Genomic DNA, 23844 nt, shown 5'->3' with positions numbered 1-23844 from the left:
TAATCATTGCCGCAAGAAAGACGGAAAAGGATGTGGGATATGGATGTGACCGGACGGGCTGTCGCCGTCGTCGGAGTGGGCTGTCGCCTGCCGGGTGGACTGATGAACCTGACCGACCTGTGGGAGGCCCTGTCACAAGGCCGAGACCTGGTGGGCCGGATGCCCGAGGACCGCTTCGACCGGGCGCTTCGCGTGGACCCGGGACCTCAGCGGCCGTTTCGCAGTTACACGGCGGCCGGCGGGTTCCTGACCGATGTCGCGGAGTTCGACGCGGGGTACTTCGGCATCGCCCCGGTCGAGGCCGCGTCCATGGACCCCCAGCAGCGGTTGGCGCTGGAGCTGGTCGTCGAGGCGCTCGACGACGCCGGCATCCCCGCCGAATCCCTGGCCGGCACCCCGAGCCCGGTCTTCATCGGCGTCTCCGACATGTCCTACGCCCGGCTCCAGTCACGGCTGCGGGAGGGGCAGACGCCCTACGGCATGAGCGGTGGCGCCCTGTCGATCGTCGCCAACCGCCTGTCCTACTTTTTGGACCTGCGCGGCCCCAGCATGGTGATCGACACCGCCTGTTCCTCCTCCCTGGTGGCGCTGGACCGCGCCTGCCGCGCCCTGCTGGAAGGGCCGGGCCGCGTCGCCGTCGCCGGCGGGGTCAACATCCTGTCCGGACCGGAGGGGTTCGTCGGTTTCTCCGCCGCGTCGATGCTGTCGCGGCGCGGCCGGTGCGCGGCGTTCTCCGCCGAGGCCGACGGTTTCGTGCGCGCCGAGGGAGGAGGCGTGGTCGTCCTGAAGCGGCTGGCCGACGCGGTGGCCGACGGGGACCGCGTGCACGCGGTGATCGCCGGTACCGGGGTCAACAGCGACGGGCGCACCATGGGTTTGGCGCTGCCCAGCTCCGCGGCGCAGGAGGCGCTGCTGCGCGAGGTGTACGAGGGCACGTACGTGCGCCCTGACGACCTGGTCTACTTCGAGGCACACGGCACCGGGACGACGGTGGGGGACCCGGCGGAGGCGCAGGCGGTCGGAAGGGCTCTGGGCCGGCGCCGAGCGGCCGGGCGGCTGCCGATCGGTTCGGTGAAGTCGAACCTGGGGCACCTGGAGCCCGCCTCGGGGATGGCCGGGTTGTTCAAGGCGCTGCTCGTGCTGCGGCACGGCACGGCACCGGCGACCCTGCACGCCCAGCCCCTCAACCCCGGGATCGACTTCGCGGAGCTGGGGCTGGCCCCGACCGTGGAGCCCGTCGCGGTGGGCCTGCATCCGCGGGCCGCGGTCGGCGTGAACTCCTTCGGCTTCGGCGGCGTCAACGCCCACGTCGTACTCACTGCGCCCCCGGCCTCCCCTCCCGCCGTACCGGCGTCCCCCGGCCTGCTTCCGGTGACGGTCTCCGCCCGCTCGGCCACGGCGCTCAAAGAGCTGGCGGCACGGGTCTCCACGCGGCTGCGGCAAGCCGCCCCCGAGGAGTTCTACGACCTGGCCCACACCAGCACCCGGCGCCGCAGCACGCACGCGCACCGGGCCACCGTCCTCGCGGGCAGCGGGCGGCAGGCCGCCGAGGAGCTGGAGTCCCTCTTCGACGGCCGGCCCGCCGCGGGAGCCGTCAGGCCGCCGACGGACCGTGGCGCCGTGGCCTTCGCCTTCTGCGGCAACGCCTCCCAGTGGCCCGGTATGGCCGCCGACCTGCTGGCCCACGACCCCGTCTTCCGGGCCGCGGTCGAGGAGGCGGACGCCGCGCTCACCGCACACCTGGGCTGGTCGGTGGCGCGCGAGCTGGCCCGCCCGGCACCGGACCGGTGGCACCGTACCGAGGTTGCCCAGCCCCTGCTGTTCGCCGTCCAGCTCGGCCTGTCCGCCCACCTCGCCGCGCGCGGGGTGCGTCCCGCGGCGGTCTTCGGGCACAGCGTCGGCGAGATCGCTGCCGCCCATGTCGCCGGGGCACTCACGCTGGACCAGGCCGCGCAGGTGATCGCCGCGCGTGGCCGTGCCCAGGCTGCCACCGCCGGAAGCGGCCGGATGGCGGCCGTCGGCCTGCCGGAGGACCAGGCCCGCGAAGCGCTCGCCCCCTATGGGGACGCGCTGGAGATCGCCGGGATCAACAGCGACCGGGACGTCACCGTGGCGGGCGACCCGGAGGCACTGACCGCTCTGGGCACCGCGCTGGCGGCCCGCGACGTCTTCTTCCGCGAACTGGACCTCGATTACGCCTTCCACAGCCGCGCCATGGAGTGCGCCGCCGGGCCCCTTCGCGACGCCCTGGCGGACCTGCGCCCTTCCGTGGCCCGCGTCCCGTTCGTCTCCACGGTCACGGGCACATCCCTTCCCGGGGAGGAGCTGACGGCCCGGTACTGGTGGCGCAACGTGCGCGAGCCGGTCCGCTTCGCCGAGGCCGCCGCGCACGCGCTCGACGACCGGGTGGGCGTCGTCGTGGAGATCGGCCCGCACCCGGTGCTGCGCCCTTACCTGCGCCGCACCGGCGCCGTCCACGTACCGACACTCCACCGGGACGCCCCCGGCCCACAGGCCGTGGCCGTCTCCGTCGCCGCGTTGATCGCGGCCGGCGCCGAAGTGGACTGGCGTGCCCACTTCCCCTCTCCCGCCCGCGTGGCCGATCTGCCCTCCTACCCCTGGCAGCGCCGGCGGCACTGGCACGGCGGGCCCACCGACTGGGAGCGCAGCAGCGGCACAGGCCACTTCGAGCACCCGCTGCTCGGCGAACGGCTGCCCGGCCCGCTCCCATTGTGGGAGGCCACCGTCGAACCCCAGTTGGTGCCCTGGCTCGGCGACCACCTGGTCGACGACGCGGTGGTGGTGCCCGCCGCCGCCTACGCCGAGATGGTGCTGGCCGCGGGGCGGCGCGCGGTGCGGGCACCGGTCGAGGTCAGGCACCTGCGCATCACTCGCCCGCTGTCCCTGTCCTGGCCGGACCCCGGGGACCGGCGCCTGCAGACGGCCGTGCAACCCGACAGCGGCACGGTGACCGTCGGCGCCGGCGAAGGCCGTGGCGCCGAGAGCCGGCCCGTGGCGACCGCCCAGGTGCACACCCTGATCGGCCGCTCCCCGACGGCCGTCGACACCGAGGCGGCGCGGGCGCGCAGCTCGCACCACCTCGACGCCACGAGGTACTACGACGCGTGCCGGCGCCTCGGCCTCGCCTACGGCCCCGCCTTCCGGCTGCTTCACGACCTGTGGACCGGTGACGGCGAGGTGCTCGCCTCCTACGGCTACGACGGGCCCGACCAGACCTGGGAGATCTTTCCGCCCGTCCTGGACGCGGCCTTCCAGGCGGGCGCCCCGCTGCTGCTCGCAGAGCGCGCGGACAACCACGCATACCTGCCCACCGGCCTGCGCGCCCTGCGCGTATGGCGGCCCCCCGGCCCCTCCGGCTTCGTCCACGTACGCGCACGGACCGCCGTCGAGCCCGAGGCGTGCTGGGACATCACGATCACCGATCAGGACGGTACGGTCGCCGTCGAGATCGACCGCCTGTGCCTTCGGCGGATGCCCAGCGGCCGTACACCCCTGAGCGTCCAGCGCACCGTCCTGCGAGCCGCTCCCCGGCCGGAGACCACGGGCGCCGCTCCGCACCTGCCCTCGTCGGCCGCTCTGCTGGCATCCGCCGCCGACCGGATCGCGGAACTCGACAGGACCTGGCGGGACTCCGGCCTGCATCAGGTCACGCACGCCGCGCGGGACTTCATCGCACGCTGCTGGCCCGCGGTCCTCGCGGACTTCCTGCCGGAGCCCACGGCGCCCTTCACCGTCAAGGACCTGCTCGACGCGGGACTGCTGCCCCAGCACCGCCGCCTGCTCAAGGCCGTGCTTCCCGATCTGCAGCGGCACGGCGTGACCCGTCTGCGCCCCGACGGACGCTGGCAGTTGACGGGTGAGCCCCGCCGGGACGGGGAGCCGCTGCGCGCGCTCCTCGCGGAGAATCCCGCCGGCGGCCCCGAAGTGGGACTGGCCGCCCGGCACGTGCAACACCTGCCCGGCCTGCTGCGCGGCACCGTCGACCCGATCCAGTTGCTGACCTCCGACACGGTCCGCTACCAGCAATTCTTCGACCTCGGTCCGCGTAACCGTTTCACCAACCTCCTCACCCGTGCCGTGATGGAGGAGATCGTCCGGTGCTGGCCCGAGGACCGGCCGCTGAGGGTCCTGGAGATCGGCGCGGGCACCGGAGGCCTCACCGCCGCCGTCCTGTCGGCGCTGCCCGCCGAGCGCACCCGCTACACCTTCACCGACGTCTCGGCGACCTTGCTCAGCCCCGCCGAACACCGTTTCGCCGCCTACGACTTCGTCGACTACCGCACGTTCGACCTCAACGCCGAACCCGACGACCAGCAACTGCCTGAGGGTGGATTCGACGTCGTCCTGGCAGCCAACGCCCTGCACACCGCCGCCGACCTGGTCACCGCCCTGCGCCGCGTCAGCCGGTTGCTGGCTCCCGGCGGCCGGCTGCTGGCGGTGGAGTCCCACGACACCGTGCAACTCTGCGGTTTCTTCGGGGCCCTCGACAGCTTCTGGCGCCGCAGCGACCAGACCCTGCGCCCCGACAGCCTGCTGTTGAGCCACGAGCAGTGGCCGCCCCTGCTGGAGAAGTGCGGCTTCACCGATGTGGTGCGCACCGGCACCGGGACCGGGCCCGACCCCACCCAGTTCTCGCTCTACGTGGCCACCGCGCAGGACCGTGTCGTCGCGCCGCCCGTGCCGGCCGATCCCCCGGCCGGCACGACCTGGGCCATCGGCGTCGAGAGCCCGGCCGAGGAACCGCTGGCCCGGGCCCTGGCCGCGCTGCTGGGCAACGCCACCGTCACCTCCCTCGACGACGTGTCCGCCCCGGTCGCCGAGGGCGCCCAGGAAGCCGTCGCCGTCCTGCTGCTCGCTGAACCGGAGGACGAGCCCGCAAGCGTCGTCACCCGCACCACCCGCAGGATCGCGGCCTTCAAGGCCCTGGCGTCGGCCCGCGACCGGCTGCCGGACTCCGTGCGGACCAGGACCTGGCTGGTCACCCGCCCCAGCGGGGTACTGCCCGCGCCCGAGCGTCCCGCCCACCCCGGCGACGCACCCATCTGGGGCGCTGCCCGTACCCTGGCCAACGAGCGGCCCGAACTGGTGGTCCACCGGGTCAGTCTCGACCGCGGCGACGACCCCGCCGACGACGCCCGTCGCCTCGCCCGGGAACTGCTCGCCCCCTCAGCCGAGGACGAGGTCGTCCTCACCCGCGGCGGCGGCCGTTTCGTCCCGCGCGAGACCGAGCGCCCCGCGCACCACGCGCCCGCCACCGCACCGGCAGGCCGCTACACCCTGGCGGTGCGCGACCCCGGACTGTCCTACCGACTGGTCTGGCAGGAGTGCCCCGCCGCCGACCCGGGCAGCGGCCGCATCACCGTCGCGGTCAAGGCCGCGGGCCTCAACTACCGCGACACCCTCCAGGTCAACGGCCTGCTGCCGTCCGAGGCCGTCGAGGGCACCGCCACCGCCCAGGACCTGGGCATGGAGTGCGCCGGCGTGGTCACCGCGGTCGGGCCGGACGTCACCGCCTGGACGCCCGGCGACCGCGTGTTCGGCCTGGCGCCCTCGGCGCTGGCCTCGCACGTCGTCGTGGACGCACAAGCCGTCGGCCGCATCCCCGACGGCATGAGCTTCGCAGAGGCGGCCACCCTGCCCGTCGTCTTCGCCACCGTCCATCACAGCCTGGCCCGCCTGGCCCGCCTGGCGCCGGGAGAGACCGTCCTCGTACACGGAGGCGCCGGCGGCATCGGCCTCGCCGTGCTGCAGTACGCCCGTCTCATCGGGGCGAAGGTCATCGCCACGGCGGGCAGCGACACCAAACGCGACCTGCTCACCGCCCTGGGAGCCGACCACGTCCTGGATTCACGCACCCTGGAATTCGCCGCCCGGGTACGGGAGCTGACCGGTGGGCGCGGTGTCGACGTGGTCGTCAACTCGCTCAACGGCCAAGCGATCGCCCGCAGCCTGGAACTCCTGCGTCCCGGCGGTCGCTTCATCGAGCTGGGCAAACGCGACATGCTCGAGGACAAGCCCCTGCCGGCACGTCCGTTCCTGCACAACCTCACCTACTTCGGCGTCGACCTCAACGGCCTGCTGTCCGAACCGGCGGCGGCCGCCGAACTCTTCGCCGACGTCACGGACGGCATCCGCACCGGTGCCTACCGGCCACTGCCGCACGTCGTCTATCCGGCCGCCCGCGTGCACGAGGCGTTCCGCCTGCTGCAGCACTCCCGCCACACCGGCAAGGTCATCGTCTCCTTCGCCCCGGTCGACGAGCCCGTCCCCGTCCAGCCCGCGCCGGTCGCCCCCAGGGCGCTTGACCCCGCCGGCACCTATCTCGTCACCGGCGGCCTGGGCGGGTTCGGCGCCGCCACCGCCGACTGGCTGGTCGGTCACGGCGCCCGTCACCTCGCTCTGGTCAGCCGCCAGGGCGCGCACGCGCCCGAAGCGGACACCGTGCTCGAACGCCTCACCCGCCGGGGCGTCACCGCCACCCCTTACGCCGCCGACGTCACCGACGAGACCGCCATGCGTCACGTGCTGTCCGCGGTGGCCGCCACCGGTCACCCGCTGCGCGGCGTGGTCCACTGCGCCATGCAGCTCGACGACGCCCCCCTGACCGACCTCACCGACGAACGCTTCGCCGCCGTCCTGGCGCCCAAGGCGGCCGGCGCCGCCGTCCTGCACCGCTTGACCGCCGGCCACGACCTCGACGTGTTCCTGCTCTGGTCGTCGATGGCCGCCTGCCTGGGGAACATGCACCAAGCGCCGTACGTCGCGGGCAACAACTACCTCGAAGCCCTCGCCCGAGCCCGTCGGCGCACCGGACTGCCCGGCACCACCCTCTCCTGGGGCGCGGTCTCCCGAACGGGATACGTCGACCGCAACAACCTGCACACGGCCCTGCACTCCCTCGGCATCGAACCCGTGGACGCCGAAGCACTCCTCGCCGCGGCGGACGACGTCCTGGCCGACGGCGCCGACGTGGCCGGCGTCAGCAAGATGGGCTGGGCCCGCGCCCGGCGCGTACTGCCCGCCCTCGCTGCGCCCCGCTTCCTGCAGGTCATCCCGGCCCACGCGGCCGCGACGGACGACTCCCGCGAGGAGCTCCTGCGCTCCCTGGCCTCGATGACACCCGAGGACGCGGTACAGGCCATCACCACGGCCCTGGCCGGCCTGCTCGCCACCGTCATGCACACCGACCCCGCCGAACTGCCCGCCGACCGGCCACTCAGCGAGTTCGGCCTCGACTCCCTCATGGGCGCCGAACTCCTGGTACGCACTCGCGAGTACTTCGACATCCGCCTCTCCCCGTCCGAACTCCAGGCGGAGGAGGGCAGTCTGACCCGCATCGCCCGCCTCATCCACCAACGCCTGCACACCCAGCACGCCGGGCCCGGCACAGGCGTACCGGCAGCGCCCGCTGCCGCATCGGCGTAGTACACACGCACGCCGCTCCGTTCCGTGGGCGCCGTGGCCACGGAGGCCGGGAGAACCGGCCGACCGAAGGCGCACGGCGCCCGCGGGCTGTCCGGTGCTCCCCGCGCCCTCGCCCCCGCCTCGCCGGGTGTCCGCCCGCAGCGCGCCTAGATCAGGGCGAACGGCGCCGCACGAGGTCAACACGGCGACAGCGTGATGATCCTTCAGGCGTCGTGACCTTGTACCGGTAGGACCGTTGGACAGTACGTCAGGCGTTCATACGACGAGACGACACAGCGGAAGTCGGCGCCGTACGCATGGACGTCTGCCCTTCACCTCCCGGCCCGGCCCGCACCCGGGGACCGTTCAGCAAACGAAACGAGGAACCCCTCATGGGGCGATACATCATGCCCGTGCGCACCGAACACGCCCGGAGGCCGGCGGGCCTGACCGCCGCTCTGACCGCCGCTCTGACCGGCGCCGCGCTGATGGCAGGTTCAGGTGTCGCAGCCGCCGACACCAACACCGCCACCGAGAAGTCCACCATGCTCTGCAACGTGGTGCTCCTGTCACCCGGCGCGGACGTCGGCGACTGCTCGAACGTGCAGGTCACCGGCCAGAACATGGTGAAGAACGGCACGGTCAACACCGCGCTCGTCGACTACGCCAAGGTCGAGACGGTCACCGGTCTGCTGCCCTGACCGCCCCCTTCGCGGCCGCGGGCCGCACTCCTCCCGGTCGGCCGCCGCGCAAGGGCGTCGCACATCCCCTGTCTCCCGCTCGCCCCACCCGAGAGAGCTCCCCCATGCGTACACACACGCGTATCACCGCCACCACGCTCCTGACCGCGGCCCTGGCCCTGGCCGCCGCCGGCACCGCCGCCGCGGACACCAACAAGAACCAGCAGACCTCCAGCATCAGCGGCCCCACCCTGCCGCTGCTGTCCCCGAACGGCGGCCATCACCACGGCCACCCGGACAACGGCCAGAACAGCCAACAGCTCACCGACAAGGCCCACACCACCAACTGGGCCGTCCTCGACTACGTCGGCGCCGCCGGCAGCCATCAGGAGATGGGGCAGAAGGGCGGGCCGAACGACCGCGAGGTGGAAATCAACGAAGACAACTTCGGCCGCTGAACCCGCTCCCACCGACCGTCCGGCACACATCGACACACGAAAGCAGGCACACCTGATGAACAAGACGATCACGCGCTCCGTCACGCTCGCCCTGGTCACCGGCGCCCTCGCGCTGGCCGCCGCCGGCACCGCTACCGCGGACACCAACAAGAACCAGCAGACCTCCAGCATCAGTGGCCCCACCGCCCCGATCCTGTCCCCCGGTACCGGCCCCGGTGACAACGTGCAGAACAGCGGCCAAGCCATGATCAAGCGCCACACCACCAACTGGTCAGTTGTCGACTACATCGAACTGCCCTCCCTGCCCAACGTCGCCGCCGGCGCTCTCTGACCCGCAACGGGGCCGGTGCCGGGCGCTCTTCCTCGCCCGGCACCGGCCCCGCGCGACCCTGATGGCTCTGCACCGAGGTCAGCTCAGCGCGGAGCCAGCACGCGTGCCGGGCCCGTACCGCACGGCGGCGGCCGGGCAAGCGCGCCGCGATCCGCACCGGCAGCGGTTCGATGGCGGCCGTGCGGCCGACGGTTGTGGCGGTATCTGCTGCGACGGTGGCCACGGCGTGACGGCGACGAGTTCGACGTTTAGTTGTCAGGCGGCTTCATCTTCTTGGTCGGGTTGATCGAGCCATTCGTAAGGTTGGGTCGCCCAGGGGTGCTGGGTGTGGCTAGCAGGCGGCTGCCGTCTCGTGGCCTATATCGCTTCGCCGCCCGGCACCCCACTACGACCCGGCCGCCGACGAAGAAGTGTGAACAAGTCGCTGTGTAGAGCGATGCCAGCGCGGCCGTCCGTGGCGTCAGTAGAACGAACACGTACGTCAGGAGCATGATGAGCGATCACTGCTGGCGCCGTGCATGCCCAGGTCGGGCGCCGCGCGGGCTGGCGAGTCAAGCGGCGCGTCATCAGTGTGATGGACGCCCAGGTCGTGAACGACTCGCTGACCTGGAGCAGCCTCTCGTGGTCGCGGCAGTGCCGCCGGGCCCGCATGACCCGTGCCCGGGTGCGCTCGACGACCCAGCGGCGGGGCAGCACGACGACCCGGCGGGCATCTGACGGACGCCTCACGGTCTTGATGGTCACACTGAATCATGGGCGCGCTGCCCGGACGTCCTGGCCGTGGGGCACCCTGTCGGCCTTTGCGGTGCGGCCCGGGTGCTGCCTCCGCTGGCTGGCAGGAGGCGCGGGGTGCATGCCTCGGCTTGGACACCGGCACGCCGGTCACGGCAAACAGTCCTGGCCGCCAGCCCGCTTGAAGGTTCCACGCGAGGAGGCCCCAGGTCGCGAACCTGGGGCCTCGGGGTGGTGTGGCTTGGTCAGCGGTTGAGGACTTCCTCGATCTTGGTGGCGACGTGCTTGGCCTGGAGGTCGCGGCCCTTTTCGTTGGGGTGGGCGTACCAGGGGATCTTCGTGCCGAAGAGGTCGAGCTGGGAGGTTTCCAGCAGGCCGCCGATGCCGCGGTTGGCGCCGTCACAGGCGGTGTTGGTCCCGGTGCGGTCGTAGAGGTTCACGTAGTCGGCGCCGTTGTCCTCGGCGGTCTTCTTCATGGCGTCGTTCAGCCGCTTTTGGATCTGGTCCAGGAGCGGGAGGGCGTCCTGGGGGATGTCGGCGAGGGGCAGTTCCGTCTGGCCGGGGGCCAGGGTCTGGCACTTGGTGGTGTCCTTGGGTACGAGCCTGGGGTAGCCGACCAGGACGCGCTCGGCGTCCGGGGCGAAGTAGCTCATGCGCATGAGCGCCTGGTCCAGGTCCGCTTCGGTCTGCTCGATCTTGTAGTCGAGCCATGCCTTTCCGTCTTCCGATTCGAAGAAGTCCCGGCACTCGCCGGCCGGCTTGTCGGGGTCCACCGGCTCGCCGGGCAGCAGAGAGGGCTCGCGGAGCTTGTCGGAGCACTGCTTGAGGATGCTGGAGAAGCCCAGCGTGTTGCCACCCAGGCCGCCCACCACCAGCCGGGTGTCGTCCTTGAGCGCGTCCTGCTGCGCCGGCACCTTCCCGGCGCCGAAAAGCAGCTCCTGCTCCTTCCAAAAGTGTTCGACGAGCGCGCCCGAGCAGGAGACGTCCGCCTGGACCTCGAGGCTGATGTTCTTCTCGGCCAGGTGCTCGGTGGCAACGACGGGGTAGTTCTTCCCTGCCTGGAAGCACCAGCCCCTCTCGCTGTCGGTGTTCTTCACGGGGCCGATGCCGAAGTTGGCGGTGTAGGAGTCGCCGAAGAAGACGGTCGGCACCGGATCGGCGGGCGCCGCGGCGGCACCCCCCGCCGGAACGGCGAACGCCAGGAAACTGCCCAGCGCAACGGCCGCGGCGGTCAGCCGCCGCGCCCTTGAAACGGTCGTCGTCTTCCACATGGCCGAAGGCATGCCTGTGCCCTTTCGTCCAGCCCCGCAAGGCGAGGAGCCGAGGAGAACTACGCTGTGCATTCATCCATATGCGCAGCGCAATAACCCGAGGGTGGGAGACCGAAACCGTGGTGTTCTCGGACAATCACGTTGCTCGTGTCTATCTCGCCCGGTCAGCGACCGTACAGGCCGGAAGGGCCGCGATGAGCGCGACCCGAAAGAGGCGGAGCCCTCACACCCGCCGGCGTGGGCTCAGCCGGGAGGCCAAGCGCCGAAGAAGCCGAGGACGCCTTGAGGCATCGGCACGGTCGTACGGACGGGCGACTACCGAAGATGAGCCCCTTGGCAGGTGCGCCCGCTGCCGCATACTCGACTGAAACCTGCCAGGAGATCGCTGCCGACTGCGTGGGGGGAACCTTCCGTAGGCCACCTCCTACCCGTTCCAAGCGCGGCACGGGCACCTCGACAGCGAGCGCGGCGGGGCCTGTAGGGCCCTCAGGAGGAAAGCCGGGCGGGCGCCTCCGCGCGGTCAGCGGCGCCCCGGCGCCGTCGCGCGGCGTCGGCGACATCGCCCGCCCCCACCCTTTTCTTCTCTTCGGTGCGGTGGGTGTCAGGTGTTTCGGCGGTTGCCCTGGTCGTCGCAGGGCAGGTCGGCGGCGGTGTGGTGGGTGAGGAAGTCGCGGGTGGCCTGGCGGCCGGCCTCGGTGAGGGCGGTGGGCTCGACGCTGATGACGCCGTCGAAGGGGCGGTCGACGTCGCGGATGATGCACAAGGTGGCGGTCAGCAGTGCGGTGATGACGGTGAGGGTGATGAGCTGGCCGCGGTTGTTGCGGCAGGGGATGCAGGTGCCCAGGGCCATCACGGTGATGACCAGGGTCGCCAGCAGGAACCAGAAGATCGTGCCGGGGATGCTCGCGGTGGCCTGGGTCAGGCGTTCCTCGCGCTCCTCGGAACGCTTGTTGTCGGCGGCGACCAGCATGCCGAAGACCGGCTCGCCGGACACCTCGCGAAAGACGCGGCGCGAGTCGGTGGACCAGACGCTGGCGGCCGGCGAGCCGTTGCCGTCGGCCATCGCGTGCCATTCCTGGGTGCGGACCGCGCGGGCGTAGCAGACGGCGTCGGCCTGGACCTCGGCCCGCTGCTCGGCGGGCGCGTACTCGGCGGCTTAGCTGGTCGAGGGCCCTGGCCTCGCCGCGGGAGGCGACCTCGGCCTTGCCGTAGGAGCCGTTGGCGGTGACCAGGACGAAGGCGAGCAGTAGCACGGTGAGCGTCAGCAGCGGCCCGACCAGGTCCTTGACGGCCATGCCGGAGTCGTCGTCCTCGCTCAACAGGCAGGGCCGCAGGAACCGGTTGGCGGCCAGACCCGCCAGCAGAGCCAGGACGGCGACGACGATGATCAGGACCACGGACGGCCACGTCCGGACCAGACGGACGGGCCCCGGCACAAGGGGCGCTCCGTCGCCATGTCCCGCGCCGGGCACCGACCGGCACCGGCAAAACGTTCCTCCGCCTTCGAAGGAGCGACCTGTCCTGGGCCGACAGGCCCTGCCCGGCCGACCATCCGGCTCACCGCCCACACGGGTGATCGACTCCTGCGTTGGACCTGGTGAGCACACGTCTGTCAGTACGAGGACATCGTCCCGCTGCCGTGACCTCTGAGATACCGTCACGCATCCGCGCCGTCGTCCTGCTCGCCCCCACTGCCACAGCGAGCAGGCCTTCACCGGCACCGCCACCCACACCAGCGTCTGTCATCGGTGTTCGCAACCGTGCTTCTGCGAGCTTCCCTTCCGTGCTTGCTCGCGTGTCAGACCAGCGACGTACCCTGTGGGACATGAACGTGGAGCAGGCACACGAGCTGGCTCGCTCCCTGCTCGCCGACTCCTTGCCCCGGCGCTGGGCGCACTGCCAGGGAGTGACCGCCGCGGCGAGCCGTTTGGTACCGGTCCTCGGTCGGGACGGCGAGGCGTTGCTGCAGGCGGCCGTGCTCCACGACATCGGCTACTCGCCCGCGATCAACGCGACAGGGTTCCACCCCCTCGACGGCGCCCGCTTCCTGCGCGAGCAGGGGCAGGCTGACGACCTCGTGGTGCGGCTCGTGGCGAACCACTCCTTCGCCTTGCTGGAGGCGGAGGAGCGCGGCCTGCGGGGCGAGTTGGAGTCCGCGTTCCTGCTGCCCGAGCAGACCGAGCTGGTCGACGCGCTCGTGTACTGCGACATGACGACGACGCCCGACGGGGCCCGGACGACGTGCGGCGAGCGGATCTCCGAGATCGTCAGCCGGTACGGGGCGGACAGCGTCGTCGGCCGGTTCATCCGCCGGGCGGAACCGGAGATCCGAGCGGCTGTGGGGCGTGTCGAAGAACGAATGGACCGTCGCCGCTGAGGTGACTCAGTCGACGCGAGGGTACTCGCCCCTGAGGAAGTCGCCGATCTGGATGCGCATGGAGACGTGGATGTCCAGGGAGTCCAGGTCCTCGGGCAGCACCCAGCGGACCCCGTCCGCCTCCTCGTTGACCGTGGGCTCTCCGCCGACGGGCCTGCCGATGTAGGTCACCTCGTACGCCTGCCGGATCTCACCGTCGCTGTACGCGACGACGTGACCGGGTGGGGAGTAGACCCCCAGCAGACCGGTGACCTCGGCGATGATGCCGGTTTCCTCCTCGCACTCCCTGACCGCGCACTGAGCCGGCGACTCCCCGATGTCCTGTACGCCGCCGGGCAGAGCCCACTGGCCCGTGTCACGACGCCGCTGGAGCAGAAGGGCTCCGTCGTCCCGTACGACGAGGAGGTTCGACGCCGGGATCAAGGTGTTCGGCTTCGGGGCCTTGGGGTCGTTCCAGTACTCGGTACGCGCCACCTTCATGCTCCTGACGTCGGGGTCCAGGGGTTCGCAGTCTCCCAGACGGCCTCAAAGCTGCTGGCGTAGTTGTTGAACCAGCCCTCGCTGCCGCAGCGCCGGAGATGGAGCACGGGGTTGGCGCTCGCGGGTTGGCCCCATACGTGGGGGTTGACCAGGAGGTTGTCGTCGTAGCGGAAGAGGCTGCTGTACAGCGTCGTGTCGTGCAGGCGCACCTCGCAGCCGGGGTGGGCGACCAGGGGTCGGTAGTAGGTCATCGAGGCTCGGATCTTGGCGCCGAGCGTGTCCCCGATGCCCTCCTCCTGGCCTCGTCGGGCGACTGCAGCGCCATCCGGATCTCCGAAGCACAGCCGTACGCACGTCCCTGCGTCGGCCCGTTCCGTGAGCATCGCGGCGATGCGCGGGTTGGTCTGGGCGTAGAACGTCCCGCTGAACACGAGCACGTCGATGTGCTCCGACGCGCCGGTGAGGAGGGACAACCACACCTCCCGTGGGACCGAAGCGCGATCGGCGTAGGTCTGGATCAGCTCTGAGCTCATGGCGTCCACCGCACCTCGGTGCCGAAGACTCGGCCATAAGTACGTTTCTTCGACGCCGAGCACCTGCGTCACCATCCACCGGTGCCGTTGGTGCGGAATGCGTTCCTGCGTGACCCAGCGCTGGACGCTCTTCGCTATCACACCGCACTCGGTGGCCAAGTCCTCGTAGGAAAAGCCGCGTTGCCTCATCGTCGTGCGTAGTCGTGTGTTCACGTATCCATGATGGGGGACATCCAGGGGACGTTTCAGAGGTTCCGGAAGAGCTGGAGATGACCGCCTGGAGCGCTTGCCTCCGCCAGGGACCGGCGATCTACGCTGGTGCGATGCGCCGCCTGGTCCTGTGGGACGTCGACCACACGCTCGTGGAGAACGCGGGTATTTCGAAGGAGACGTACGCCGCAGCGTACGAGACGTTGACGGGTGAGCCTCCACTGACGCCGGCCAGGACGGAAGGCCGCACGGATCGGCTCATCATGCGGGGGATGTTCGACGACCACCGCCGGGCGATGCCGCCATGGCCAGAGGTGGAGTCCGCCCTGAGCCAGGCGGGCGCTGCTCGGTTTCAGGCGCTCCAGGAGCGTGGCTGCGCGCTGCCGGGAGCCGTGGAGGCCCTGAAAGCCGTTGGCCGGATGGACGGCGTCGTCCAGTCCGTCCTCACGGGGAACATCCGGGGGAACGCCCAGGTGAAGCTGGCCGCTTTCGGCCTGGTCGGATGGCTGGACCTGGACGTGGGTGCGTACGGCGCCGACGGCGGCGACCGCGCCGAGCTCGTGCCGGTTGCCCGGGCTCGCGCTGCGCGCGCCTACGCGGACGTCGACGAGCGGGCCCCCACGCTCCTGATCGGTGACACGCCGCGGGACGTGGCCGCTGCTTTCGACAGCGGCGTGGGCGTCGTCGCAGTCGCCTCCGGTGTGCACGACGCCGCCTCCCTCGCTGCCGCCGGAGCCCCACTCGTTCTTCCCGACCTTCGCGATACGGACGCGGTCGTCAGTTCCATCCAACGGTCCCTGTTCTAGGGACATTTCAAGGAGCATTTCCGTGCCCGGGAATGACCGCGAAATTCCCCTCAGGGTGGTTACCGCGTCCCCTGCACACGGCCGATGATCTACCCGTCCAGCGAGCGACGGATCGGTGATCGCCATGAGGCGAAGGAAAACCCGGCACGGTCTCTGTCCACTCAGATGTCCGACCAGCAGCCTTTGGGCGCTGCGCTGTCGGCTTCGAACCGCGGATTTCGAGAAGGCGACCTCGGCCCTCGTACGAGGTCGTCGCGAGCTGACCGACGGCATACCCTGCGGCCCGATCAAGGGCCGTGCCGGGATGTGCTCCCGTAGGTCACTGGCGTGTTCTTCCAGGACTCCCGCGGCCCCGAGCGCGTCGGTCGGTGGACGAGCCCTCCCTCACCGGCCCCGGCCGTCAGCGAGGGGGTTGTGGTCGTGACTCGAGTAACGCCGACCCGCGCGGCCCCGGTGGTCCGCGAATGCTCGAGCGACCTCGGGATGTTCTACCGCGAGGTGGCGCTGGCCAGGACGTACACGCGACAGCGGTTGACGGCATGGCAGTGGGGTGGGGACCTCGACGACGCGGTGCTGATCGTGTCGGAACTCGTGACCAACGCCATCCACCACGCCCGGGTGATCGGACAGTCACTGTGCCTGGACCTGGCGGTCCTGGAGGACGGCAGCCTCTTGATCGAGGTCTCCGACCCCCTGCCCGCGTTTCCCGGGTTCGAGGAACTGGTCGTGCCGGGACCTGGGGAGGAGCGGGGCCGGGGCCTGCGACTGGTGCGGGCCCTGGGCGGCGATGTGTCGTGGTTCCGCCGGTGCGGTGGCGGCAAGACCGTACGCGCCCACGTCCGCGGCCTCCCGAAGGAGGGATGGCGGTGAGCGGCGGGCTGCTGGGTGCGGCGGGCTACCGGAGCCTGCCCAGTTGGTGCACCCCGGCATACGCCCGGGCGCGGGCGGCGGAGCTCGTTGCCGCGCACCAGGCCGCACGGACGGAGGTTGTTCGCAACCCGCACAGGAACGCCGAGTGGGCGCAGGCCGTCGTCCGTGCCCCGCGGCTCCTGGGCGCCGTTCAGGACTTGATCGGCCGGGACGTGGCGGTGGAGAACACCCTTCTCGTCCTGAAGTGGCCGTACCAGAACTGCGAAGTGCCCTGGCACCAGGACGGCATCAACGACCGTGTCCTCCTCGATCCCAAGGGCTCGGTGGCCGCGTGGTTGGCGCTGACTGACGCTGGGCGGGCGAACGGATGCCTGCACGTGATTCCCGGCTCACAGCGCGGCGGCTACTTGCCCTACGGTCCCGAGCCCGGCACGCGTGTACAACGAGGCCGCCCCATCGGTGCTCGCGTCGCCAAGGACACGTGGGGTGTGCCGATGGCGGTGGCGGCCGGCAGCGGGCTGCTGATGGACGTGCGGCTGCTGCACCGCTCACTCGCCAACGTGAGTGAGAAGGCGCGCCTCGGTCTGAACATCCGGTACGTCGCGCCCGGTGCGGTCACGATGCGCGACGGCTCAAGCCCCAGCCTGGACCCGGTCAGCGGGACGGGCTGGCAGTCCATGAAGGGAAGGAGAACAGGATCGTGAACACGCTCATGGAGTTCATCGACAAGGACGCGCCGACACGTGTCCGCGTACTCAGCGGCGAGGACACCGACCCCGCGCGGCGTGGGGACAAGAAACCGGTCATCCGCAGCGAGTGCACGTACTACTGCCCCGACGAGGCCACCGTGCGCCGGTGCATCACGGCGCTGGAGGAGTCGGACCGGCGACTGCGCGCGCGTCCCGAGGAACTCATGCTCTGGGACTGGCAGGCGACGTACTTCGAAGCCGAGAAGGGGAGCACCGCCGGCGGTGGCATCGTGTACCTCGGAGTGGCCTGGTACGACGAGGAGTTCTTCAAGGACCGCAAGGACGCCTGGTTCGGCGTCATGCACCGGCGGATCTACGACGAGCTGGGCATCCCGCTGAAGGACGTCACCGTCACCCACTGGCAGTTGATCGCCTAGCGGTCCGAGGCACCAGGGCCCGCCTCTCGGCCCTCGGCCGACGAGGGCGTGGTCACTCCCGCGTCAGCTCGTGATCGTCGCCGGCGGTGATCGGGGCCCCGGCTCGGGACCAGTGCAAGGCGGCGGCCGCTCCCACGGCGGCCGCCGCCGCGGTCACCGCGCCCGCGGTGACGAATCCCGCCCGCGGGTGCCCGGCGGCGACGGCGGGCACGACGAGCATCGACAGCGTCCCGGCCGTGCGGATGACGGTGAGGTCGACGGCCATCAGCCGCAGCCGGGCCGCCGAGGGGAAGAGCGACAGGTGCGTCGACAAGGAGATCTGAAGGAAGGGCGCGATGGCGCCCGACAACACCGACATCACCACCACGTACGGCAGCGAGACCGCGGCGCCGGTGGCGGCGAGCAGCACCCCCGACACTGCCCAGACCGCGCAGTACAGCACGGGCGCCGGACCGGGGAGTCGTACGTGTCCCGCGACTCCGTTCGCAGCCACCGCACCCGCTCCGGCAGCCGCCAGGGTGGCTCCATAGGCGCCCGGGCCAGCATCCAGGAGGGTCGTGAGCAGGGCCGGCATGGCCAGCGCCACGGCTCCGGCGCCGATCCCGATGCCGTGCACCGTCAGCGCGACCGCCGTCGCCGGATGGGCGCGCAGCAGCTCCCGCGCCCGCGGGCGGCGAACCGGCTTCTCCGTCGGCGCCCGTAGTGGGGCGGTGAGCGTCGTGGTGCGAGCCAGGGCCGCCAACACCAGAGCGGAGATCCCGAACGTGGCGGCGTCGATCCAGAACAGGTGCCGCATCGGCATGACGGCGAGCAGCAGGCCTGCCGCACCGGGCCCGGCGATGCGCGCGATGCGCCCCGACAGGTCCATCAGGCCGCTGACGGCCTGGACGTCGCGTTCCTCGACCAGCTCGGGCACGAGCGCCCCGAGGTTCGGGTCGAAGACGGCGCCACCCGCACCGAGCAGCAGCGCGCAGACCAGCAGTCCCGGAACGCCGAAGCCACTCCAGGCCAGCGGCAGCGCGGCCACGAGGGCCAGCCGGGCGACGTCGACCACGGCCAAAGCTCGCAGGGAGGCGCACTGGACGGTCAGGCGCTGGCCGACCGTACCCAGGACGATGTACGGGAGTGACTCGGCCACCGCCACCAGGCCCATCGCCGCCGCGCCCGACTCCTGCCAGGCGACCCACATCACGGCCATGGCGTACAGGCGGTCACCGAAGACGGACAGGGCCTGCGCCGACCACAGGGTGAGCACGCGCCGGCAACGCAGCAGCCGTAGATATCCCAAGATCCAACCCGCTTCACCACAGCACGAAGTCCCGGCGCAGGCACCCCGCCGGGACGGTGACGACCCTAGGGCATCGAGGAAGGCGAGCGTGCCGAGATGAGCGAGACACCCTGTCCAGCGGAGGCCCGTGCGGCTGCGAAGGCCTTATGCGGCGGCGGGTTGGTGGAGCTCCTGCCGGTCAGCGACCGCCGCGGGTCGGCGGTCTGGAAGGCCACCGCACCGCGCCGGGCGGTGGCCATCAAGGCGGGGACGGGGGAAGGCGCTGCGATCACCGCGCGCGAGACGGACGTCATGGCGGCCATCTGGGGCCCTGCGCGTCGTCTGGCCCACGGCCGCGGCCCGGACTCGGCGTGGTTCATCACCCCGTGGTACGAAGGCCCCTCGACCTGGACGGCCCTGCGGGCCGTGCGCGACGGCACCGCCGACCCCCTGACGGCTCGGACACCCATGGCGGAGCTGTGTGACGCGGTGGCCCGTCTCCACGCGACCGGCTGGGTCCACGCCGACCTCCAGCCCGACCACGCCCTCCACACCGAGCACGGCGTACAACTGCTGGACTGCTCCTGGTCGTGGAAGCCGGGCTCCTTCGAGCCCGCCACCAGTGTGACCAGCAAGACGCCCCCGGCCGCAGCTCTCCTTCGCCAGCGGCGGCGCGGACGACGGGCGACGACACGGCAGATCATCGCGCTCACGCCTCGACGATCCCTTTGAGGATCTCCACGACGAGGGGCGCGAGCGCGGCCAGCCCGTAACCCCACCCCGCGCTCTTGAACGCGGTCTTGGCCCGCTGCACTTCGCCCGGGTCGCCGCCGGCCATCAGGTAGAGAACGCCCCCGATGGTCAGGAAGACGGTGGCCAGCCCGGCGAGGACGCCCATGATCCAGTTACGGATGTTGTCGAGCACCTCGTTCACGGACTTCGCCAGGGCCAGGACGGCAGCATGGTCCGCCGCGTACACCGAGCAAGCCCCGAGCCCGGACACGGCGGCTGTCAGCGCGATGACCAGCGCCCACCGGAGGGCCCGGCGGCCACCCCTTCCCGCGCCCCGGCAGGACCGGGGAGGGTGGCCACGCCACTTCCGTGCTGTGCGGTGAGGATTCTCGTGCATCTCAGGCATCTCCGATGGCGCGAAGGAAGCGCGGAGCCTATGAGGGAGTCCCCGCACCCGAAGAGACCGGCTCGGTCGACGCCTTTGGACAACCAGCCGTGAGCAGTACGGAGAGTGACGAGCGAAGTCCTCGACGATCGTGCCGAGAGAGCCGGTCCTGAACTACGCGTGGCCGACCTGCGTGCGACGGCATCTCGTGCCTCGGCGGTCCGGTCTTCGTCCCGTATAAGCGCGACCAGACGCTGTTCCGCCCGGCGCCGGGCCTTGTAGACGGAGGCGAGCGTCAGGTGATGCTTACCGGCCCAGTCGCTGACGGACTGCCCTTCCAGCCGCGTACGACCGATCAGGTCCGCCTCGGTCCGGGTCAGGACTCCCGCGCGGACCGCACGCGCCAGCACAAGGTCCGGATGTCCCCCAGGTGGTTCGGGGGGATCGGTGGCGAACCCGTGGGGTTCCACCGGGACGGGCGCATCGAGTGCCTCCGTCAGCGCGGCCAAACCTCGACGGTAGGCAGCCCACTTGAGCCGAACGACGATGCGAGGCCGAGCAAGGTCGACCGCGCTCGAGCGCTCAGAAACCCGGCCAGCACCTCGGCGTGCACATCGTTCGGATCTCCCGCGTATCGCGCCGTCAGCCGCTTGGCAACGCCGGCCAAGGCGGGCAGGGCCATCCCGACGCAAGCCAACGTCCACGCAGAGCCAACGGTGCGCGAGCGCTCCACCAGCAAGGCCCAGACGGTGTCCTTGACCTGCTGCGAGCAGTGGCCGTGCAGCAGGCGGTCGAGCAGCTCGTCCAACGGAACACGTCGGTCGGGCAGGCCCTCGATCCCTCGGCAGTCGAAAGACAGCGGCTCGGGCCCGGTCACCAGCAGCTCGAAACCGCTTCGCGCGATGTCCAAGGGCAACGGTGACCCACCGGCGGCCGCATCGGTATGGCAGTCACGTCTTCTGACGACTGGCAAGGCCACGCCTCCTTCGGGGCTCGGGCTTATCACGGCACCCCCCAGAAAGCCCGATCACCGCCAAGCACCGGACAACTGCCGCTTAAAGATCTACGTCAACGGGCTGCCGTGGCACTGCACGGGTAGTCATCGTGGTGGGTCGCGTAGGGCCTGACGCTCGCGCCTGCGCTGCAAGCGGCTCTTAGGAGTTCCGCAACAGCGCCTGACCAGTACTTCAGCAGAGATGAGTGCCACAGCACCGGCCGCCGATGTGGTGACACGGTGTGGTCACGCGGCACACGCTCATAGTTCCGTGTCGAAAATCCGTGTGGCTTTCGGCCTCTTGAAGCGACAGAGCACCTCGCACCAGAGGGCAAGAGGAGCCGAAGATGCCACATCCCCACTACGGTGCGAAGACAGTCAGGACGATGCCCCCTGGCTGGTCTCCGTCGTCCTCGACGCCATCGCGTTCTACTGCCAGCCCCAGGAACGCGTGCTCGTGACGTTGGCTGAAGCGGACGGTGCCTGCCCCGCGGCGCGGGTCGTCGCGGCGGTGGCGGAGTCCTTTTCGGGACCGGCGCGGACGATCACCGTACGCGTGCTGCGCCCTGTATGCCGCCCCGTGCAACCCATGACGGATACAAGCGCGTCGGCGGAGTCCCACTCCGGACCGGAGGGCGCGCAGTACGTCTCGAGGACAGTCCATTACCGGACCCCCCCAGGGCCAGACGGCGTTCCACGCCGCCCTCGTTCCCTTCTGCACCATGATCGTCTGTATTGACGCTCGCTCTGTCGACTGGGCCGAGGACGTTCTGTGGTCCGCGCTTCTCGGCCCCGCGGGACTACTCGCCTTCATCACCCACGGTGACAGCCCTGACAAGTGCTCGGCGTTGATCCGCGGACGTCTGACATCGATCTTTCACCGCGCGGGCCTGATCCAGCTCGACAAGCTCACCATGCCCGAGATGCCGACGCAGGCGTACGCCGCGGTGTCGCTGGTCATCCGTCCGCTCCCTGCGGTGAAGGGCATGGAGCAGGAGCCGCGCTGATGCCCAGAAGACTCTCCCGTCCCGAGCGCTGGCCAACAGCTCAGGAGGCGGCCGACCGCCTCCGCGCCGCACGCCAGACGCTCTACGACTGGGCCGCCACCTGGGAAGTGCAGCGACGGGGCCCAGAACCCTTGCGCATTGGCACCCGAGCTCTCCGCTATCGGGAATCGGACGTCGACCGGTGCGTCAAATCCCGACGACGTGAGGGCTGAATTCACGAGCTCAGCTATGAGGAGATACCGCCATGGCGAAGGAAGAACCGTACGACCGCTGGCACAAGGCCCGGCCGGAGCCGGGCGAGCCGAATTGCCCTGAACATCCGGGGCTTGTGCCCACCCCGATGCACGGCACCGAGATGCGGTGGCAGGCGTGTTGGCGGGACAAGGACGGCCGACAGCGGGCGAAGAATTTCGCAAAGAACAGGAAACAGGCCGCTCTTGCGTACCAGCGCAGTCAGCGTGCCGCAGTGGCCGAGGGCCGTGACCCTCTACCTCACCGTTCCAGTCGGAAGGGCGCCGGTAAGGCTGAGGACGCACCTCCCACCATCGAGGAGTATGTGGAGACGTTTCTGTCCCGACACGAGGGCCGCGAGACCACCTTGGAGATCTATGGGTACCGTCTGCGCCATTACGTGGTCCCGGCTCTGGGGTCTTGTCTGCTGAATGAAGTGAAGCGGGGCGATTACCGGGACTTCTTCAGCATGTTGAAGGCAAAGGGCATGGCGGATGGCACTCGGGCGGGAGTGAAGAAGACGCTGTCAGCGATGTTGTCGACGGCAGTGGAAGACGGCTACCTGGACGGCAACCCGATCGCCGGCATCCGACTGCCGGTAAGCGGCAGGCGAAAGGTACGCCTTACCTGGAGGCACGTAGTCGCCCTGTCGGACGAGCTCCACCCGTGGTACGAGTTGCTGGTGTGGTACGGGGCTCCCCAAGTGTTGCGCGCCGGGGAAGCCGTAGGCGTCCGCCGTACGGACATGGAGTCCGTCCCGGGGAAGCAGCGCGTGGAAGCGTAGCGTCAGAAGGGGAAGGCCGTCCCGTTGAAGACGCAAGCCAGCTATGCGTGGCTCGACGTCGGTTCGTTCCTGCAAGCCAAGTATGTCGAGCACATCGCCCGTTGGAGGACGCCGCTGCCCATCGCGGCGCTCAGGAATCGAGAGCTTCGTGGCCTTGCGCCCATTACGCGTGAGTACGACGAACTGGTCATGGTGACGCGCAAGTGGAAGCCTATCCAGGCGGCTGTTCTGAACAAGGCTTTCAGGCTGGCGAAGAAGAGGGTGCAAGCGCGGGGTATCGACATCCCGGACGAAACCACATTCCACGATCTGCGTCACTTCGCCGACGCGGTCTGGGTGGCCTCCGGCTTGGAGCCGAGCAAAGTGCAGGCCCGCATGCGGCACGCCCGCCTTGCCGAGACGCTGAACACGTACGGATACCTGGTGTGGGAGGTGGACTGGGAGAACGCTCCCGCCTCATTCGAGGAGCTGTACGGCATCCCGGCTCCACCTGGTCTGCGGAGGCGGCGCTTGTGCCCCGGGCGGAGCGCGAACGCCGGCGGGCAGCCTCGCCAGGCTTCGGCTGCCCCGGTGGGGAGTAGGTGCTGCGTCCTACGGTGCCTCGCCACTCAAGAGCCCGTGGTCCGGAGGTACAGGATCCGAAAGTACGCCGACGTCTGCAGGCAGAAGCGGACTGGGCGAACGTTACGCAAGTCGTACGGGGAGTGACAGAGAAGGGAGCGACGATGGTCGGCGCATCAGGACTCCGCGTCACCGTGCTCGACGCGTGTGTGACGGATGTGCACCAAATGTGCACCACGAGGAGAACTACCATGCACACGCGCAGGTCAGAGACGGTTCTAGTCGTCGCCTCAACTGTTCGGGTCGTACAGTGGCCTTCGTCTGAGGCCGGTCACCATCCGACGTCGCAGCAGCGGTGGCGAAGGTCCTTCATGTGGCCTGGCGCTTTGGCTGTGATGCCACAGCACTTGATCACAGGTCGGCCCTCGTGCAAGCCCATCTTCACGATTACCCGCATGCAGACCCGTCCAGCGCCTGGTAGGGGCCCGGCCGTGAAGAACACTGACGCGACCGAACAACGGGAGCGTCCGTGTGTCATAGTCGGCCAGCACCTCACCGACCTCGGCCGTCAGCAGCAGACGTTC

At 70.4% G+C, this 23844-nt stretch carries 19 protein-coding genes and 2 pseudogenes; 13 read left to right on the top strand and 8 right to left on the bottom strand.

The genetic code is table 11. From position 1 onward, the window contains the following. Positions 1 to 30 precede the first annotated feature (30 nt). The 4 genes from IE330_RS05730 (at position 31) to IE330_RS05715 (ending at position 8894) form a co-directional block, all read left to right on the top strand. Complete coding sequence (locus IE330_RS05730; RefSeq protein WP_308438983.1) at positions 31 to 7446, top strand: SDR family NAD(P)-dependent oxidoreductase; 7416 nt, start codon at positions 31 to 33, stop codon at positions 7444 to 7446. Between the two features lie 371 nt (positions 7447 to 7817). Then, on the top strand, positions 7818 to 8126 hold the full coding sequence (locus IE330_RS05725; RefSeq protein WP_190134755.1) for a hypothetical protein: 309 nt from the start codon (positions 7818 to 7820) through the stop codon (positions 8124 to 8126). 104 nt (positions 8127 to 8230) lie between these two features. Then, positions 8231 to 8563 (top strand): hypothetical protein, encoded by a 333-nt coding sequence (locus tag IE330_RS05720; RefSeq protein ID WP_190134754.1) that lies wholly within the window; start codon positions 8231 to 8233, stop codon positions 8561 to 8563. 55 nt (positions 8564 to 8618) lie between these two features. Beyond that, positions 8619 to 8894 carry a hypothetical protein gene (locus IE330_RS05715; protein ID WP_190134753.1) on the top strand — a complete coding sequence of 92 codons (276 nt, stop codon included), beginning with the start codon at positions 8619 to 8621 and terminating at the stop codon, positions 8892 to 8894. A gap of 546 nt (positions 8895 to 9440) precedes the next feature. On the opposite strand, the pseudogene IE330_RS38750 reads toward IE330_RS05715, so the two are convergent. From IE330_RS38750 to IE330_RS38745, 3 genes and pseudogenes are all read right to left on the bottom strand, one after another. Beyond that, positions 9441 to 9641 (bottom strand): annotated as a pseudogene (locus IE330_RS38750) (IS5-like element IS4811 family transposase); the annotation flags it as partial. A gap of 230 nt (positions 9642 to 9871) precedes the next feature. Beyond that, the gene (locus IE330_RS05705; RefSeq protein ID WP_229925408.1) at positions 9872 to 10909 is read right to left on the bottom strand and encodes an SGNH/GDSL hydrolase family protein; all 1038 of its coding nucleotides are present in this window, start codon (positions 10907 to 10909) and stop codon (positions 9872 to 9874) included. A gap of 589 nt (positions 10910 to 11498) precedes the next feature. Beyond that, a pseudogene (locus IE330_RS38745) lies at positions 11499 to 11990 on the bottom strand (bestrophin-like domain); the annotation flags it as partial. 732 nt (positions 11991 to 12722) lie between these two features. Here IE330_RS38745 and IE330_RS05695 point away from each other — a divergent pair. Next, a complete protein-coding gene (locus tag IE330_RS05695; RefSeq protein WP_190134751.1) occupies positions 12723 to 13274 on the top strand; it encodes an HD domain-containing protein in 552 nt (183 codons plus the stop codon). Between the two features lie 6 nt (positions 13275 to 13280). Here the strand turns inward: IE330_RS05695 and IE330_RS05690 are convergent, their stop codons facing one another. Next, the gene (locus tag IE330_RS05690; RefSeq protein ID WP_190134750.1) at positions 13281 to 13748 is read right to left on the bottom strand and encodes an NUDIX domain-containing protein; all 468 of its coding nucleotides are present in this window, start codon (positions 13746 to 13748) and stop codon (positions 13281 to 13283) included. Positions 13749 to 13750: 2 nt separating this feature from the next. Continuing rightward, positions 13751 to 14287 (bottom strand): DUF5919 domain-containing protein, encoded by a 537-nt coding sequence (locus IE330_RS05685; RefSeq protein WP_308438982.1) that lies wholly within the window; start codon positions 14285 to 14287, stop codon positions 13751 to 13753. A 323-nt stretch (positions 14288 to 14610) separates the two neighbouring features. On the opposite strand from IE330_RS05685, the gene IE330_RS05680 reads away from it, so the two are divergent. The 4 genes from IE330_RS05680 (at position 14611) to IE330_RS05665 (ending at position 17299) form a co-directional block, all read left to right on the top strand. Further along, positions 14611 to 15303 carry a haloacid dehalogenase-like hydrolase gene (locus tag IE330_RS05680; RefSeq protein WP_190134748.1) on the top strand — a complete coding sequence of 231 codons (693 nt, stop codon included), beginning with the start codon at positions 14611 to 14613 and terminating at the stop codon, positions 15301 to 15303. Positions 15304 to 15723: 420 nt separating this feature from the next. Next, positions 15724 to 16173, top strand: a complete 450-nt coding sequence (locus IE330_RS05675; protein WP_190134747.1) for an ATP-binding protein — start codon at positions 15724 to 15726, stop codon at positions 16171 to 16173. Beyond that, positions 16164 to 16877: a phytanoyl-CoA dioxygenase family protein gene (locus IE330_RS05670; protein ID WP_190134746.1), complete on the top strand. Its 714-nt coding sequence runs from the start codon at positions 16164 to 16166 to the stop codon at positions 16875 to 16877. Before IE330_RS05675 ends, IE330_RS05670 begins: the two co-directional genes overlap by 10 nt. Then, positions 16874 to 17299, top strand: coding sequence for a hypothetical protein (locus tag IE330_RS05665; protein WP_190134745.1), 426 nt, complete (start codon positions 16874 to 16876; stop codon positions 17297 to 17299). The genes IE330_RS05670 and IE330_RS05665 overlap by 4 nt, the downstream gene beginning before the upstream one ends. A 52-nt stretch (positions 17300 to 17351) precedes the next feature. On the opposite strand, the gene IE330_RS05660 is transcribed toward IE330_RS05665, so the two are convergent. Further along, the gene (locus IE330_RS05660) at positions 17352 to 18554 is read right to left on the bottom strand and encodes an MFS transporter (RefSeq protein WP_190134744.1); all 1203 of its coding nucleotides are present in this window, start codon (positions 18552 to 18554) and stop codon (positions 17352 to 17354) included. Between the two features lie 129 nt (positions 18555 to 18683). Here IE330_RS05660 and IE330_RS05655 point away from each other — a divergent pair, with 129 nt between their 5' ends. Further along, the gene (locus IE330_RS05655; protein WP_190134743.1) at positions 18684 to 19298 is read left to right on the top strand and encodes a serine/threonine-protein kinase; all 615 of its coding nucleotides are present in this window, start codon (positions 18684 to 18686) and stop codon (positions 19296 to 19298) included. Here IE330_RS05655 and IE330_RS05650 read toward each other — a convergent pair. Then, positions 19276 to 19569: a pilin gene (locus IE330_RS05650; RefSeq protein WP_229925405.1), complete on the bottom strand. Its 294-nt coding sequence runs from the start codon at positions 19567 to 19569 to the stop codon at positions 19276 to 19278. The genes IE330_RS05655 and IE330_RS05650 overlap by 23 nt on opposite strands. 610 nt (positions 19570 to 20179) lie before the next feature. Then, positions 20180 to 20593, bottom strand: a complete 414-nt coding sequence (locus tag IE330_RS05645; RefSeq protein WP_229925404.1) for a hypothetical protein — start codon at positions 20591 to 20593, stop codon at positions 20180 to 20182. A gap of 806 nt (positions 20594 to 21399) precedes the next feature. Between IE330_RS05645 and IE330_RS05640 the strand changes: the two genes are divergently transcribed. From IE330_RS05640 to IE330_RS05630, 3 genes are all read left to right on the top strand, one after another. Then, complete coding sequence (locus IE330_RS05640) at positions 21400 to 21684, top strand: hypothetical protein (protein ID WP_190134741.1); 285 nt, start codon at positions 21400 to 21402, stop codon at positions 21682 to 21684. 244 nt (positions 21685 to 21928) lie between these two features. Continuing rightward, positions 21929 to 22699 carry a site-specific integrase gene (locus IE330_RS05635; RefSeq protein ID WP_190134740.1) on the top strand — a complete coding sequence of 257 codons (771 nt, stop codon included), beginning with the start codon at positions 21929 to 21931 and terminating at the stop codon, positions 22697 to 22699. A 24-nt stretch (positions 22700 to 22723) separates the two neighbouring features. Beyond that, positions 22724 to 23407, top strand: coding sequence for a tyrosine-type recombinase/integrase (locus IE330_RS05630; RefSeq protein ID WP_190134739.1), 684 nt, complete (start codon positions 22724 to 22726; stop codon positions 23405 to 23407). The last annotated feature ends 437 nt before the right edge of the window (positions 23408 to 23844 follow it).

The sequence above is a fragment of the Streptomyces longispororuber genome (genome assembly GCF_014656095.1).
Lineage (GTDB): Bacteria > Actinomycetota > Actinomycetes > Streptomycetales > Streptomycetaceae > Streptomyces > Streptomyces longispororuber.
Note: the sequence above shows the minus strand (reverse complement) of the source record. Positions and strands in the feature narration are given on the sequence as shown.

Bases quoted from the DNA above. Each gene is read 5' to 3' on its own strand.
- IE330_RS05730 (WP_308438983.1), top strand. From the start codon at position 31: ATGTGGGATATGGATGTGACCGGACGGGCTGTCGCCGTCGTCGGAGTG.
- IE330_RS05725 (WP_190134755.1), top strand. From the start codon at position 7,818: ATGGGGCGATACATCATGCCCGTGCGCACCGAACACGCCCGGAGGCCG.
- IE330_RS05720 (WP_190134754.1), top strand. From the start codon at position 8,231: ATGCGTACACACACGCGTATCACCGCCACCACGCTCCTGACCGCGGCC.
- IE330_RS05715 (WP_190134753.1), top strand. From the start codon at position 8,619: ATGAACAAGACGATCACGCGCTCCGTCACGCTCGCCCTGGTCACCGGC.
- IE330_RS05705 (WP_229925408.1), bottom strand. From the start codon at position 10,909: ATGCCTTCGGCCATGTGGAAGACGACGACCGTTTCAAGGGCGCGGCGG.
- IE330_RS05695 (WP_190134751.1), top strand. From the start codon at position 12,723: ATGAACGTGGAGCAGGCACACGAGCTGGCTCGCTCCCTGCTCGCCGAC.
- IE330_RS05685 (WP_308438982.1), bottom strand. From the start codon at position 14,287: ATGAGCTCAGAGCTGATCCAGACCTACGCCGATCGCGCTTCGGTCCCA.
- IE330_RS05680 (WP_190134748.1), top strand. From the start codon at position 14,611: ATGCGCCGCCTGGTCCTGTGGGACGTCGACCACACGCTCGTGGAGAAC.
- IE330_RS05670 (WP_190134746.1), top strand. From the start codon at position 16,164: ATGGCGGTGAGCGGCGGGCTGCTGGGTGCGGCGGGCTACCGGAGCCTG.
- IE330_RS05655 (WP_190134743.1), top strand. From the start codon at position 18,684: ATGAGCGAGACACCCTGTCCAGCGGAGGCCCGTGCGGCTGCGAAGGCC.
- IE330_RS05640 (WP_190134741.1), top strand. From the start codon at position 21,400: ATGATCGTCTGTATTGACGCTCGCTCTGTCGACTGGGCCGAGGACGTT.
- IE330_RS05635 (WP_190134740.1), top strand. From the start codon at position 21,929: ATGGCGAAGGAAGAACCGTACGACCGCTGGCACAAGGCCCGGCCGGAG.